Source organism: Mycobacterium sp. MMS18-G62, from assembly GCF_053877835.1.
This window is the reverse complement of sequence record NZ_CM132662.1, coordinates 5,361,181-5,375,719: the sequence shown is the minus strand read 5'-3', so window position 1 is coordinate 5,375,719 and position 14,539 is coordinate 5,361,181. Positions and strand designations below refer to the sequence as shown.

15 protein-coding genes are annotated in these 14,539 nt (G+C 65.8%); 4 read left to right on the top strand and 11 right to left on the bottom strand.

Annotation, left to right across the window (positions count from 1 at the left end):
- Positions 1-2 precede the first annotated feature (2 nt).
- Together ACWW36_RS26770 and ACWW36_RS26765 are read right to left on the bottom strand one after the other, a co-directional pair.
- On the bottom strand, positions 3-1,274 hold the full coding sequence (locus ACWW36_RS26770) for a L,D-transpeptidase (RefSeq protein WP_456138953.1): 1,272 nt from the start codon (positions 1,272-1,274) through the stop codon (positions 3-5).
- Positions 1,275-1,408: 134 nt separating this feature from the next.
- Positions 1,409-2,119 carry a cutinase family protein gene (locus ACWW36_RS26765; protein WP_456138952.1) on the bottom strand — a complete coding sequence of 237 codons (711 nt, stop codon included), beginning with the start codon at positions 2,117-2,119 and terminating at the stop codon, positions 1,409-1,411.
- A gap of 326 nt (positions 2,120-2,445) precedes the next feature.
- Between ACWW36_RS26765 and ACWW36_RS26760 the strand changes: the two genes are divergently transcribed.
- Positions 2,446-4,002, top strand: coding sequence for a serine/threonine-protein kinase (locus ACWW36_RS26760; protein ID WP_456138951.1), 1,557 nt, complete (start codon positions 2,446-2,448; stop codon positions 4,000-4,002).
- On the opposite strand, the gene ACWW36_RS26755 is transcribed toward ACWW36_RS26760, so the two are convergent.
- Complete coding sequence (locus ACWW36_RS26755; RefSeq protein ID WP_456138950.1) at positions 3,999-4,487, bottom strand: hypothetical protein; 489 nt, start codon at positions 4,485-4,487, stop codon at positions 3,999-4,001. The genes ACWW36_RS26760 and ACWW36_RS26755 overlap by 4 nt on opposite strands.
- A gap of 62 nt (positions 4,488-4,549) precedes the next feature.
- On the opposite strand from ACWW36_RS26755, the gene ACWW36_RS26750 reads away from it, so the two are divergent.
- Entirely contained in the window at positions 4,550-4,975 is a 426-nt protein-coding gene (locus tag ACWW36_RS26750; RefSeq protein WP_456138949.1) for a hypothetical protein, read from the top strand.
- 6 nt (positions 4,976-4,981) lie between these two features.
- On the opposite strand, the gene ACWW36_RS26745 is transcribed toward ACWW36_RS26750, so the two are convergent.
- Together ACWW36_RS26745 and ACWW36_RS26740 are read right to left on the bottom strand one after the other, a co-directional pair.
- The gene (locus tag ACWW36_RS26745; protein ID WP_456138948.1) at positions 4,982-5,317 is read right to left on the bottom strand and encodes a hypothetical protein; all 336 of its coding nucleotides are present in this window, start codon (positions 5,315-5,317) and stop codon (positions 4,982-4,984) included.
- A 223-nt stretch (positions 5,318-5,540) separates the two neighbouring features.
- A complete protein-coding gene (locus ACWW36_RS26740; protein ID WP_456138947.1) occupies positions 5,541-6,275 on the bottom strand; it encodes a hypothetical protein in 735 nt (244 codons plus the stop codon).
- On the opposite strand from ACWW36_RS26740, the gene ACWW36_RS26735 reads away from it, so the two are divergent.
- A complete protein-coding gene (locus ACWW36_RS26735) occupies positions 6,241-7,176 on the top strand; it encodes a hypothetical protein (protein WP_456138946.1) in 936 nt (311 codons plus the stop codon). The two genes, ACWW36_RS26740 and ACWW36_RS26735, sit on opposite strands and share 35 nt — an antisense overlap.
- 81 nt (positions 7,177-7,257) lie before the next feature.
- On the opposite strand, the gene ACWW36_RS26730 is transcribed toward ACWW36_RS26735, so the two are convergent.
- Genes ACWW36_RS26730 through ACWW36_RS26710 form a run of 5 tightly spaced genes read right to left on the bottom strand, consistent with a single transcriptional unit; the run spans position 7,258 to position 13,035 of the window.
- A complete protein-coding gene (locus ACWW36_RS26730; protein WP_456138945.1) occupies positions 7,258-7,998 on the bottom strand; it encodes an SDR family NAD(P)-dependent oxidoreductase in 741 nt (246 codons plus the stop codon).
- A gap of 30 nt (positions 7,999-8,028) precedes the next feature.
- The gene (locus ACWW36_RS26725) at positions 8,029-9,657 is read right to left on the bottom strand and encodes a dipeptide ABC transporter ATP-binding protein (RefSeq protein WP_456138944.1); all 1,629 of its coding nucleotides are present in this window, start codon (positions 9,655-9,657) and stop codon (positions 8,029-8,031) included.
- On the bottom strand, positions 9,654-10,538 hold the full coding sequence (locus ACWW36_RS26720) for an ABC transporter permease (RefSeq protein WP_456138943.1): 885 nt from the start codon (positions 10,536-10,538) through the stop codon (positions 9,654-9,656). The genes ACWW36_RS26725 and ACWW36_RS26720 overlap by 4 nt, the downstream gene beginning before the upstream one ends.
- Positions 10,535-11,503, bottom strand: a complete 969-nt coding sequence (locus ACWW36_RS26715) for an ABC transporter permease (protein WP_456138942.1) — start codon at positions 11,501-11,503, stop codon at positions 10,535-10,537. Before ACWW36_RS26715 ends, ACWW36_RS26720 begins: the two co-directional genes overlap by 4 nt.
- On the bottom strand, positions 11,500-13,035 hold the full coding sequence (locus ACWW36_RS26710) for an ABC transporter substrate-binding protein (RefSeq protein WP_456138941.1): 1,536 nt from the start codon (positions 13,033-13,035) through the stop codon (positions 11,500-11,502). Before ACWW36_RS26710 ends, ACWW36_RS26715 begins: the two co-directional genes overlap by 4 nt.
- 143 nt (positions 13,036-13,178) lie before the next feature.
- Between ACWW36_RS26710 and ACWW36_RS26705 the strand changes: the two genes are divergently transcribed.
- Positions 13,179-13,706, top strand: a complete 528-nt coding sequence (locus tag ACWW36_RS26705) for a hypothetical protein (protein ID WP_456138940.1) — start codon at positions 13,179-13,181, stop codon at positions 13,704-13,706.
- 10 nt (positions 13,707-13,716) lie between these two features.
- Here ACWW36_RS26705 and ACWW36_RS26700 read toward each other — a convergent pair whose 3' ends face one another.
- Entirely contained in the window at positions 13,717-14,457 is a 741-nt protein-coding gene (locus ACWW36_RS26700; RefSeq protein ID WP_456138939.1) for a 3-oxoacyl-ACP reductase family protein, read from the bottom strand.
- Positions 14,458-14,539 lie beyond the last annotated feature (82 nt).

Below are 14,539 nucleotides of genomic sequence, written 5' to 3'. Positions count from 1 at the left end.
CTTTACGGCCCTAGCGCGCTGCCCTTGCGCCATTGGTCCCACGGCAGCGTCCAGTCGCCGTTCTGCGACAGCTGCAGCGGCTTGCCGCCGGTGTTGCGCACCTCGACCACGTCGCCTGGGACTGAGAAGTTGAAGAACCATTGCGCGTTCTCGGAATTGAGGTTCAGGCATCCATGTGAGGTGTCCGTGTGGCCCTGCGCCCATACCGTGGCGTTGAGCTGGTGCAGATAGATGCCGTCCATGCTGATGCGGGTTGCGTAGGGGATGGTCTCGCGATAGCCCAGCCGCGAATTGATCGGCAGACCGAACGTGGAGGAGTCCATGATCACCGGATTGGCCTTGTCCATCACGGTGTAAATCCCCGGTGGCGTCCAGAACGACAACGTCGTGCCGCCGATGGTTTCGGTGCCGCCCATGCCCATCGACGTCGGCATCGTGCGGACCAGATTGCCGTTGTTGTAGACACTGACCTGCTTGGTGTTGTCGTCCGCGATCGACACATGCGCATCACCGATGCGGAACGACACGTGCTGGTCATCCTCGCCGTACACGCCGCCGCCGAGCGCGGCACCGTAGATGTTCGCGTCGACGGTCACCGTCGTGCCCGGTGCGTAATACCGCTCCGGCCGCCAGTGGGCGGTCTGGTCGTCCACCCAGTACCACGACCCGGCGACCCGCGGATTGGTCGTCACAACGAGCCGGCGTTCGGCGGCCGCGCGGTCGTCGATCGGCTCGTCGAACCGCGCGACGACAACCGTGCCGACGCCATAGGTGGCACCGTCGACCAGTGATGCGCCCGAGGTGGTGGTCAGCTCGACGTCCGCCTGGTCGCTGGGCGTCAACGTGGAGAAGGTCGACGTCTGCGCCGCGGGCATGCCAGTGAGGCCTCGACTGCGGATGGTCAGCGTGTACGTGCGTCCGTAGCCCAGCGGGACCGCCGGTTTCCACACTTGGCGGTCGGGCGTCAAGATGCCCGCGATCGCCTTGCCGTCTTCGTTGACCATCTGCACATCGGTGAGTGTTCCGGCGGATACACGCACCATGACCCGCGACGAGGGGGAGACGTCTTTGGCTGCTGACGGCGGCGTGACGGTGACGAATGCCGGTATCGGAGCGGCAGCTGAAGGCTTCGGCGTGGACGTGACCGACGCAGCAACCGTGGCGCGGTCGCAGCAGTGTGCGCTGGCGGCGCCGCCTGACGCAGGCAACAACGCAGTGACGATGAGGAGTACGGCCAGACACAACGCGCGCCTGCGACCACGATCAATGCTCAATGACGATCCCGAGACCCCTCAAATCGACGTAGGAGTCACTCATCGTAAGGGGTCAGCCTCAAGCAGGAACGACGGCACGGTTACGAATTCGACGCGGTCCGATACCCGTTGCGTCCCAGCGCCTATGCTCCGTTTCAACCCTGTCCGAGGTGTGTGGCCGCGATGCTGAGCGGGGCGTCCGTCGGCGTCGGCGGGGCGAGCGAGCGGACCACCGCGGCCGCGGCGTATTGCGCAGCCTGGTCGACCATGCCGTTAGCCACATACTCGCCGTGCGCGGCGATGTTGCCGCCGTCGTTGGAACAAATCGGGTCGTCAGGAATGCACTGGTCGATGGTTTTGGCTGCATAGAGCGGACCGATCGTGATGGGCGGCGCATCGATCCTGTTCAGAAACCTGCTCGACGGCTTCCCCAGCAGGGCGACCGCGGCGACGTGGTCGGCAATGTCGGGCGCCATGGGTCCGGTGATGCCGGGCGGAACCGCGTATCCGGGGGGAATCGCGGCCGCGGTGACATAGCCGATCACCGCTGCACCTTGCGAATATCCGCCAAGCACCATCTTCGTCTTCGGGCAAATCGCGGCCATCTGACGGACATGATCGGCGGCGTCGATCACACCCTGAGCCGCCGTCGGGAAATCGGTACTGGCCGGGTAGTCGACCGGATACGTTCTGACGAACTTCGGGCCGAGTTGCGCCTGTAGCGAGTCGATGAACGCCTGTCCGATTCCGCCTACGCCGGGTGCCTCGGTCGTGCCACGTGCGAAGACCGCCTCCACGTCGGGGCACGGCTCAGCGGATGCCGACCCGAGCCCGGCAGTCGAGCCCAGCACAGCAGATGTTGTCATCGTCACAGCGGCGACAAATCCAGCGATTCGACGCGCGGTCATGTGCTCGCTGACCATTGATGCCCCTCGTTGATCGAACGGTTAGCCGATCTGAATACTAGTTGGACGAAAAGCGCCGCGCTCGGTGAAACCATGCGTGTACAGCGCAGCAGACTCTCACAGCAAACGCCAATCACTTTGCGGCAGTTCTAAATTCGACGACGCGGCTACTGTCGGTCCCACCGGGGCGTTAATAAACCGCCTAATGTGGGAACCCGAGATTAGCCGCTCGTCGAGCCGGACGGTGGCCGCGGGTACGTGTCGGGGATCGATGGAAAGGATTGCAGATGGCCTCGCCCAATGGCGGCTCGCGGCTCGGCACCCGGTTCGGCCCCTATGAGCTGAAGTCGCTGATCGGTGTCGGCGGAATGGGCGAGGTGTACCGGGCCTACGACACCGTCAGGGAACGAACCGTCGCGGTCAAGCTGTTGCGTCCGGAGATGGCGGCCGACCATAGCTTTCAGGAGCGCTTCCGCCGCGAGTCACGAGTCGCTGCTCGACTGCAAGAACCCCACGTCATCCCTGTGCACGATTTCGGGGACATCGACGGCGTGCTCTACATCGACATGCGCCTGGTCGAAGGCGCCAGCTTGAAGGACGTGCTGCGCAGCAACGGCCCCCTCGAGCCCGGGCGGGCCGCTTCGATCATCACGCAGGTCGGTGCCGCGCTGGACGCCGCGCACGCAGACGGCCTGGTGCACCGCGACATCAAGCCGGAGAACGTGCTGCTCACCTCCGACGACTTCGCCTACCTCGTCGACTTCGGCATCGTGCACGCCGGCGGCGACGCCAGCGTCACCTCGACGGGCATGCTGATCGGATCGTGCGCCTACATGGCCACGGAACGGTTCAGCGGCGGACCGGTCGGGCCGGCCTCGGACGTGTACTCGCTGACCTGCCTGCTCTACGAAACCCTCACTGGGAGGCCACCATTCGAGGCGGCGGACTTGCGTCAGTTGATGAGCGCGCACATGTTCTCGCCGCCGCCGCGACCGAGCATCATGCGCCGTGGGATCAGCCGGGCATTCGACGACGTCATCGCCAGCGGCATGGCCAAACAACCCGGCGAGAGGTACTCTTCCGCAGGCGAATTGGCCAAGGCGGCCACGGCCGCCGTCTCGGTGCCCGCGCCGCCGGCCCCACCAGCCCCGCCTCCCAGTGAGCCTTCGGGCACCCGGCAGTTCTCCGCGGTCTTTCCGAACCCTTCCGCGACGGGGTACACGCCATACCCGCCGCCTGCGCGACCGCCCGAACCGCCAGCACGCAAGCCGCGATTCGGCCGCGGCCAGGTCATCCTCACCGTGGCGGTGATCGTCTTGTTCGGCGTTGCCGCGGTGCTCGCAGCGATGCTGGCTCTGATGAACCAGAACGACAGCACGTCGCCGCAGACCACCGTGGCGGTGCCGCCGCCTGCGCCGAGCGCCACCGACGACACGACCACGTCGACGACCACCGAAACGACATCGACCACGACGACCACGCCGACATCCACACCGACTTCGACCGGTTCACCCCCGCCGGGCGTGACCGGCGCCGACGCGCAAGGGTTCGTCGGCCACTCCGCCCGCTGCGACGCAGGCAGCAGTCCGGCGGCGATGGTGCGCACAGCGCAGTCGCTGGCCGTCGTCTGCCAGACGACGCCGGGCAGCTTCTACTACCGCGGCGAACGGTTGAGCGACGGCGCCAACATCGAACTCGCGAACGCCACCCGCTCTGCCGGCGGATTCGACGTCACCAACCCAGCCGACGGCACGCGTTACGAGGTGCGGCCTGACCGGCTGACCATCATCAGCTACGGCCATGTGGACACCAACGAGGCGGTGTTGCAGTACGCGTCGAGCTAGTGCCTTGCCGAGCCGACGAGCGCTCCGCCAGTTGCGTCCTGGAGCAGACAGATGACGGTGCTCGGCAGCGGGTTGTTCGATGTTCGATCCTGCTCGGAGTCGATGAGATACATCGTCGTGTAAGGGCCGCCGGACCGGCCGGTGTACTGGGGTAATCCCGTGCTGCACTGCCGATTCGCGACGTCGTCGAGTGCCGCATTGACTTCGATCGCTGCGCGCAGATAGACCTCGGCCGCGTGCGGCGCCCCGCAGTCGACGATCGTCACGGTCACCACGCCGGGATCGGTCGGCGGAGGGTCGGCCAGGCAATCACCGATTTGGAGGTCGACCCACTTCTCCGTCCGCGCGGCGGGGGTGGTCAGTGGAGGGACGGCGACGCTCGTCGTGGTGGTTGTCGAGGTGGTGGTCGACGTCGTGTCTGAGTGATTGGCGCAGGCCGCGAGCACTGCGAGCGCGGCCAGCGAACCGGACAGTCGCCTGATCACGCGAGGAGTCTAAGCGTGCAGATTTCGCGCCAACTCGCACTTGAAAAATGCACACTTTGACCATGAGAACCATCACGTGGTCGGCGACGGCGGCCATCCTCGCCTGCGGCGCAGTCGGCTTCGCAAGCCCGGCTCACGCGGACGGCTTCAGCGGCACGTTCATCCCCAACGGCCCCGGCCTCAATTCGACATGGGTCGTCACGTCATGCGGTCCTGACTGCGCCCACATCGCCGACAGCAGCGGCTGGAGCGCGGACGCCCGGCCATGGGGTGGCCTGTGGCGGTTTGTGGTCAACGTTCCCGACGGCACGAGATGCAACAACGACGGCACATCGCCAGGAACCCTCGTCTTCAAAATCGATGCGCCACGCCAGGAAGGCACCTTCCTCAACACCAACGCTGCGCCGTGTCCTGACGCGCCGGGATATGCGAGCCCGGAAGCGCCCGGCTATGCGCATCCGGTGTTTTTCACGTTGACGCGCATCTGACGCGGGTCAGAAACCGATTCCGACACCGACGCCGCCCCAGAAGTCGTCGTCGCGGTTGGGACATGAGACGTCGACGTAGACCGTGGTGAACGTTTTCTCGCTGCCCGGCGAATTGTCGGGATTGTGGATCGCGAGGACCTTGCACTGTGTCAGAGCGACGTTGCTCACACCGCTGACCCAATTGATCTGCACGTCGTAGCCCTGGGCTTCCAGGTCCGCGATGGTCGCGGCCGCCGACTCGGCGCCTGCCACCGGCCAGACCGGTTCTGCGGCCGCGGTCGGTGCGACGGCTATCGCGGCGGCAAGAAAGCAGACCGCGAACGCTTCCCGCTTGTGTGACATGACAGCCCCCCGTCGCGGCTGTACTCGGCTTTCTCGATTCTCCTCCTGCGGCTGTAACAGATCAGCCGAACCAGCGATGAACTTGCTGGATGTTCGTGCCGCTGAGGGGACGGCACAGCATCCGCAAGTGCCGCGGCAGCTGCTGGTCCAGGCCCAGTGTTGGGGGAGATGGCTGCGCATGGCAAAAGGAGTCGATGCACGTGCGTGCACCGGTTGATTCTCGCTATCGCCGAACTGTTGTCGCCGGGCTGGTATCGGGAGTGGTCATCTCCCTGACAGCGCTCACCGGAGGCATTGCACCGGCATACGCCAAACCGCACACCGATCCGGTTGTGCCGACAACGACGGTCCCCGCTCCCGAGCCGGAAGTCGTGGCTCCCGAGCAGCCGACCGTGGCCGAAGCGCCGACGCAGGAGGCGCCGCCCAAGCCGCCGGTGCAGACGGCGCCCAGCGTCGAGGCGCCCCAACCCCAGACGCCCACCCAGACGCAGGCCCCGCCGCCGTCACCGGTGCAGACCAGCACCGCGGCGGTCGTCGCCCCGTCCACTGTGGCGACTCCCACGACCGTGGCGAGTCCACCGGCCACCACCGCTGAGCCGCCCGCGCCGCGGGTCGCGACGACTTCGACGAGCGAGCCGGCGCCCGCTTCGTCAACCGCCGCGGCGGTGACGTCAGCCCCGCCGAGCCCGGCGAGTCTCGCGCCTGACACGGCGACCGCAACGGCCACCAACAGCGAATCGGCGAAGGTGTCGGCCAGCGCCAGCGTGTCGGCCAGCGCGGTATCGCCCTCGGCCGCCTTGGTGCCGCCGAGCTCGGCCCTCAGCGAGTCGCCGACCTCGAGCGCCAGCCCGACATCTGCGACGAGCAGCCGCACCTCCGGCGTCGCTCCGTCGTCGTCGTCGAACCTGTCGCAGGCCGCTGCGGTGCTGGAGACTCCGAAGACGCTGCAGGCGCCCAAGGAGGACGTCGAACTTGCCAAGAACGCGAAACCCGTTGAGGCAAAGGCGGATCCGGCCCCTCAGCAGGATGTTGTCGCCTTCGCGAATTCGCTCAAGTTGAACACGAACGTGGGCGGCATCAGCGCGGGTGCGACCGCGAGCGCCGACCTGCGTCTCAGCAGCGACCGCGTCCGGGACCGCCCTGTTCGCCAGTGGAGCCCGGACTGGGTTCAGTACGACGAGTACTACCGGCCGGTCGTCCTCAATCCCTATCGGGCGCCGGTGCGGATCATCTACGTCTACGACAATGCCCCCCGGATCGTGTGGATCCCGCCGCTGGCGCGGATCGTGCTGGAGGTCGCCCAGTTCGCCGCCTACAGCTTCACCGCCGCGGTGTTCAATGCGGTCAACACCGCAGTCGACCTTGTCGAGACGGCAGTCGATGTCGCAGTGGGTACGTTCTTCGGCGGCGGTTTCTTCCCGGGTATCGGGTTGCCACTACCGCCGCCCCCGCCGCCGGTGTGGCGTTATGACAATGTCCCGGTGCAGGTTCGGTACTCGACTGGAACGTACGAACCGTTCCGCGTGCGACGCATCGTCGACGTGGGCGACGACAATCGTTTCGGAGAGCGCAAGGTGTTGCTCGACGGCGCCACGCCGGCATGGGGTGTGTGGACCCAAACCCCTTCCGGTGAAAGGCAATTCGAGGTTCATCGCACACAACAGTTCCCCGGCCTCGATGATCCTCGCGAGGCGCCGCTGCCGGGCGACTACCAGATGAGGTTGGTGTCGGACGACTCGAAGTCGGGCTTGGATCGCCGTGACATCTTCCTCATCGTGGCGGCCGCAGTGATCGCGGCGTTGGGCTTCGGCGCGATCGGGACGAGCGTCTATCTCGGACGCCGACGGCCGCAGCACTAACCGGCTCGTCGAGACTGCGGGCAGATCGCGATTTCTGGTAAACCGGCGATATGCCCGCAGTTTCGCGGCGTGCGTCTCGCGTCAGCCCGCGCCTTTGCCGTTGTCGACGCGGTAAACAGCACCATGGATGGCTGCCGCGTCGTCACTGGCGAGGAACGCGATCGCCTTGGCGACGTCGACGGTTTCCATGAATCCGCGGGGCGACGCGATGCGCAGGATCAGGTTCCAGTCGGCGTCGTCAGGCGCCTGGAACTCCGTCGCCTGCGCCGTCGGCATGCCACCCGGGCACACCGCGTTGACGCGCAGCTTGTCCTTGGTGAATTCAATTGCCAGCGCGCGGGTCAGCCCGATCAGCCCGTGCTTGGCCGCGCAGTAACCCGCCGAGTAGACCTCGCCCTCGACGCCGGCAATCGACGAGACGTTGACGATGTTGCCGCCGGACTCGAGCAGATGCGGCAGCGCGGCGCGGCACAGGTAGAACGGCCCGTTCAGGTTCACCGCGAGGTCGCGGTCCCAGTCCTCGTCGGTCATCGTCACCGTGTGTCGCATCTGGTGGAAACCCGCGATGTTGGCCAGCACATCGATGCGGCCGAATGCGGCGACGCAATCTGTGACGGCCTGCCTACAGGCCGACGGATCGGCGATGTCCACCGACGCGTACTTGCCGCCCGGCACGTCTTTGAATACCTCGGCCATCCGGTCGGCGTCGCGCGCGATCCCGAACACCGTCGCACCGCGTTCGGCGAAGAGCTGTGCGGTCGCGGCACCAAGTCCCGCGGACGCTCCCGTGACCAGCGCGACCTTGCCATCTAGTTGTGTCATGGCATGACCCTCTCATGGGCCTGTGCCGGGCTACACGGCGGCGCGGGGGCGCGCCGGCGGAACCGCCGCCAACAGGGCGCGCGTGTACTCGTGCTCGGGCGCGGCGAACAGTTCTCTCGCACTGCGATACTCGACGGCTGCGCCATCGCGCATGACGAGCACATCGTGGCCCACTTGTTCGACCACCGCGAGATCGTGCGCGATGAACAGATACGTCAGCCCAAGCTCGCGCTGCAATCGGGCGAGTAGCTCGAGCACCCGAGCCTGCACGGAAACGTCGAGCGACGCCGTCGACTCGTCGAGGATGAGCAGATCGGGTTCGGTGGCCAGTGCGCGGGCGATGCTCACCCGCTGCCGTTGACCGCCGGAGAGTTCGTGCGGGTATCGAGACGCGAATGACGTTGGTAGTCCGACGAGTTCGAGCAGCTCCGCGATACGCGCGTGACGTTCGCGTTTGCCCTTGGCGAGGTGATGCACGAACAACGGCTCACCGATCGCGTTTCCCACCTGGATGCGGGCGTCCAGTGACGAGAACGGATCCTGCATCACGACGCTGATCCGTCGGCGCAGCGCCTTCTTCGACCGCCCACGCACCCCGAATATGTCGATACCGTCGAGCGTGGCGCGGCCGGCATCCGGCTTGACCAACCCGGTCAGCGCACCGGCCACCGTCGACTTCCCCGAACCCGATTCGCCGACGAGTCCCAGCGTTGTGCCGCTGCGGATCTCGAACGAGAGGTCCTTGACCGCATGGATGGTCGACCGGCCGACGGGCGTCGTCACCGGGAATTTCACGTCGAGCCCGTCGACGCGCAGCAGTACCGGTGCGTCCTCGGGTGCCGGGCCGGGACCGGTGCCACCGACGAGCGGCCGCGCTTCCAGTAGTTCGCGGGTGTAGTCGTGTTGCGGGCGGTCGAACACGTCGAGAACCGGGGCCTGCTCCACAGCCTCACCGTCGCGCAGGACTGTGACGTTGTCGGCGACCTGTCCGATGACGCCGAGATCGTGGCTGATCCACACGACGGCGGTGCCGAAATCGCGTTGCAGGTCGCGCACGAGCTCGATGATCTGCGCCTGCGTCGTTACGTCCAGCGACGTGGTGGGCTCATCGGCGATGAGCACCTCGGGATCACACGCAAGGGCGATCGCGACCATGACACGTTGGCGCTGGCCGCCCGAGAGTTGATGAGGATAGGAATGCAGCCGGTTCTGCGGCTCGGGCAGGCCCACCGCCTCTAGAAGTTCGAGCGCACGGGCAGTCGCCGCCCGACGTGTCATCTTTCGGTGTGCCTCAAGCGATTCGGTGATCTGGCGCTCCAGTGTCAGCAGCGGGTTCAGCGATGTTCCCGGATCTTGGAACACGAAACCGATCCGGCCGCCGTGTACCGCCCGCAACGTGCGCGCAGACGCCCCGACGAGTTCGGTTACCGACGCGTCCTGCGCTATCGTGCTCGATCCTGTTACGACGGCGCCAGGAGCGTCCAGAAGTCCGGTGGCGGCGAGCACGGTCATCGACTTGCCGGAGCCTGACTCGCCGACGATGCCCAGCGTCTGGTCGCGGGCCACGTCGAACGAGACGCCGCGGGCGATCTCGTGGCTGCCGATGCGTACACGCAAATCGCGAACGCTCAGAACGGGTTTGAGGCCGGCGCCCGTCATCGCTGCCTCCGCGCTTCGCTCATCGTGCGCTGCTTGGGATCGAGCACGTCACGCAGTCCGTCTCCGAGGAGGTTGAAGGCAAGCACCGCGACGAAGATCGCCGCGCCGGGGAACACCGCCATCCACCACGCCATCGTGACGAAGCCCTGGGAGTCGAAGATCATCCGGCCCAAAGACGGCTCGGGTGGTTGAATACCCAAGCCCAGGAAGGACAGTGCAGCTTCGGACAGGATCGCGAACGCAAGCGACAGCGACGTCTGCACGATCAGGGGACCGGCGATGTTCGGCAGTACGTGACGAGTGAGGATGTAGAGGTCGCCGGTGCCCATCGTGCGCGACACCGCGACGTACGGTTCTACGCGCACGCTGAGCGTGCTGGCGCGCGCCACCCGCGCGAAGATCGGCGTGTAGACGATGCCGATCGCCAAAATCGTTGTCGTCACACCGGGCCCGAGAATGGCGACGACCGCCAGAGCGAGAAGCAGGACGGGGAATGCGAACATCACGTCGACAACGCGCATGAACACCGTGTCCAGCCAGCCGCCGCGATACCCCGCAACGATGCCGATCGTCACGCCGACCACGACCGCGAACGCCACGCTGACGACCGCCACCCGCATCGACGCCTGGATGGCCACCAGCACGCGGGAGAAAACGTCGCGGCCGAGTTCGTCTGTGCCGAACCAATGTTCGCCGCTGGGCGGGTGAAGGGCGTTCGGCACGTCGATGTCGTTGATGCCGAAGGGCGCGATCCATTGGGCCGTCACGGCGACGACGGCGATGACGACGAGGATGATCGCGCTGACGACCGTGACCGGATTGCCGAACAGCAGTCGCCACGATGACAGCCGGGTCGTCTCGACCGATGCGTCCGCGGTCATGACAGCCTGATTCTCGGATCGACGACCGCGTACAGCGCATCCACGATCAAGTTGATGATCAGAAACAGCACCGCGATGAGCAGCACCGCACCCTGAATGACCGGGTAGTCCCGTGCCGCGACGGCGTTGTAGACCAGACGCCCGAGACCCGGCCAGGCGAACACCACCTCGACGACGATGACACCGCCAAGGATCGTGGCGAGCTGGATGCCCGTGATGGTCAGCACAGGGATCAACGCGTTGCGCAAGGTGTGCCGAAACGTTACGACGCGAGGCGACAACCCTTTCGACCGCGCCGTACGGACGTAGCCCATGGAGGCGACCTCGAGCACTGCGGATCGGACGTAGCGAGTCATGATCGCCGCGGCGACGAGTCCGACGGTGAGGCCGGGCAGGACGATGTGACGCAGCCAGCCCGCCGGATCGTCGAACAAGGGGCGGTAACCCGATGTCGGAAGCCAGCCCAGCGTCGACGCGAAAAGAGCGATCAGCAGGATGGCCATCCAAAAGTCAGGAATCGACACACCGAATTGACTTGTGATGCGCACGATCACGTCGCTCAGCCGGCCCTCGTGCAGCGCGGACCATACCCCCGCCGGAACGGCGATCAGCAGGGCGATCGCAATGCCCACCACGGCGAGCGAGATCGTCGCCGGAAGGCGTTCGAGAAGGGTGATGGTGACGGGATCGCCGTTGCGGAAGCTCACGCCCAGATCACCGGTGAGCGCCGAACCGATGTAGGTGAAGAACTGCTCGACGATCGGCTTGTCCAATCCGCTCGCCGAACGCAGCGCGTCGTAAGCCTGTGGCGTGTACCGGGTTCCGAGCGCGATGCGCACCGGGTCGCCCGGCACCAGGTGCACAAGGGCGAACACCAATACCAGGACACCGAACAGCACGACCAACGAGTACAGCAGCCGGCGCGCCAGAAACCGGGTGATCGGATGAGTGAGTAAGCGGGTCACTGTTTTTCGCCTTGCGCCAGGCTCGCCGACCGAAAGCGGATCGCCCCGTCGCGCCGCGCCGTGTAGCCGGACAGGTTGGGGTTCCACGCCTGGATGACCGACGGGTTGTACAGGTAGATGTAGCTGCAGTCGTCGGCGATCGTGGTCGCCGCTTTGTCGTAGTCGTCGCCGCGGGCTGCCCGGTTGGTCTCCACTCGGCCGGCGTCGAGCAACCGGTCGACTTCGGGATTCGAGTATTTCTGGGCGTTGCTCGTGCCGTTCGTGTGGTGCTGCGCGTAGTAGAAGTCGTCGGGATCGATGTTTCCGAGCCAGCCCATCATGAGCATGTCGAAGTGGCCGCTGTTCTGCTCGTCGAGCCAGGTGGCGAAGTCGACCGTGCGAATGTTGACCCTGATCCCCAGGGGCGCAAGGTTGTCCGCGATGATCTGGGCGGCCGTGACGGTCTCCGGATACTCGTTCGTCACCAGCATGTCGAGGTTGCGCGGGGACGCGTTGGCTTCGCGAAGGAGGCTCTTCGCCTTGTCGATGTCGTAGCGGTAGGTGTCGTAGGGCGCGTACCAGGGATTGCCCTTGGGTATTGCAAGCTGGTTGGCCGCGGCGGTGCCGTAGCTGGTGGCCTGCACGATCGCGGTCCGGTCGATGGCGTAGGCAATCGCTTGTCGTACCCGTACGTCGTTCCAGGGCTTGCGGGCCTCATTGAGCGCCAAATACCAGTAGTCATTGCTCGGCGTCACGGCAAGCCGAATGGAGTCGTCACCGGTGAGCTGTGAGACGCGTTGCGGGGGAACGGAATCCGTCCAGTCGATTTCGCCGGCCTGCAAGGCTGACAAGGCCGTCGACGGCTCGGAGATGAAACGGAACGTGACGCCGGCGACCTTCGGTTGACCACCCCAATACCCTGCGTTGGCCCTTAGCGTGATCGAATCACCGCTCTTCTGGCCCGCGAACGCAAACGGTCCGGTGCCGATCGGATGCGTTGCGATCTGGCCGCTTTCGACATTGCGGCGCTGCACGATCGCTACGCCCTTGAAGCCGCCCAGGTTGGTCAGCAGGTTCGGCGTCGGCTGTTTGACCCGGATGACGACGGTCGACGGGTCCGGTGCGGTGACATCGCTGACTGCGCTGAACTTGTCGGAGTTGGCGAGTTTGTCGTCGATGATGCGCCGGTAGGAGTAGACGACGTCGTCCGCGGTGAAGGGGCTGCCGTCGTGGAAGGTGACGCCCTTGCGCACGTGAAAGGTCCACGTGAGCTGATCCGGGCTGACGTTCCACGACTCGGCCAGCGCCGGCCGCATCTCGAGGTTCTCGTCGGGTTCGACCAGCGTGTCGAAAATGTTCTCGAGCACCTCGAAGGAGAAGTAGGCGGTGGTCTTGTGCGGGTCGAGTTGGTCGGGCTCGCCGGCGATAGCGGCGATCAGATTCCCCGACGTCGTGCCCCCAAGGTCGACCCGCTCGCCCGTCGAGCAGGCAGTCAGGGCGCACACGAGCGCGGTGATGACGCCGACGACGGTCACCACCGCCGATCTCGCCATCAGATCACCCCGGAATCGTCTGCCCTCGGCTCTCTACCCGTTAGGGCAGGTGACCGAAACGCGAGACCGCCATACTAGTGACTCCGCTGGCAGAACACTGAGATAATCCCGGGGCACGCGCACGGACCGAAGGGACGCACATTGTGACGATCATCCGCGGGTTCGCCGCCTCCGCTGCCCTTGTTTGTGCTGCTCTCGGGCTTGCGGCGCCGTCCAATGCGGACCAGGTCATGCAGGGCGTTTACAACTACACCCCGGCCGAAGGTGCAAGCGGCACATGGTCGATCTGGCCGTCATGCGTCCCGGTGGTCGGCGACCTGCGCGAGCCGTTGAATCTGCCGGTGGCTTGCCGGTTGCACGTTGCCCCGTCGTCGGAGACCGGCCTCAACGTCGGCGACGCCCGGCTGACGGGCGGTGTGTGGCAGATACAAACGAACAAGGGCCAAGGCATGCGCTGTCCGGACGGCAGCTGGGCCGCGACCACCGAGACCATCGAGTTCGACGACGTGACGATGACCGGAAAGCACACGATCTTCCACGGCGAAGCCTGTGGCCTGCAACCAGGCAAGATCGACATCCCGTTCACGCTGTCGTTCAAGGAGCCGCTGGCGATTCCAGTCGAGCAGTACCCGCTGTACTGCGAGCCGGCAGGCCTGCGCATCTGCCAGTAGCGGCCGGTATCTAGGTGGTGATTCCGCCGTCGACGTTCCACTGGGCGCCGGAGACGTACGCGGCTTCCGGGCCGGCCAGATAGCTGACGATCCCAGCGATATCGCGCGGATGCCCGTAACGCCCCAGCGGCATCGCTGCTCGCAGTGAATCGGCGAAGTCGCCTTCGTCGGGGTTCAAGTCGGTGGCGATCGGTCCCGGCTGCACATTGTTGACGGTGATACCGCGCGGCCCGAGCTCACGCGCCAGCCCACGGGTCAGGCTTGCGACCGCGCCCTTGGTCATCGCATATACCGACAGCCCCGGCATGGGCGCCCATTCGGCGTTGACGCTACCGATGTTGATGATCCGCCCGCCGTCGCCGAGATGCGGAATGGCCCGCTGGATGGCGACGAACACGCCGCGCACGTTGATCGCCACCAGACGCTCGAACTGCTCCATCGGGAACGACTCCGCATCCTCGATGTGGGCGACGCCGGCGTTGTTGACCAAAATGTCCAAGCCGCTTAACTTTTCGACGGTCTCATCGACAGCCGCGGCCACCTGATCGGGATCAGCACTGTCGGCCTGAATCGCTACTGCGGTGCCGCCGTCGGCGGATATCTCGGCCACCAACTTCTCAGCTTCCGCTGCCGAGGCCCCGTAGGTGAACGCGACCGCGGCGCCGTCTGACGCCAGCCGCCGCACGATCTCCGCGCCGATACCCCGCGACCCCCCGGTTACCAATGCTCGCCGTCCCTCAAGAGATGTCATCCCGCTGGTCCTTTCGATGGCTACGTTCGCTGTTGTCAAGCCGCGTTGTGCCGAGATGATTCCCGATGTGATCGGACAGACT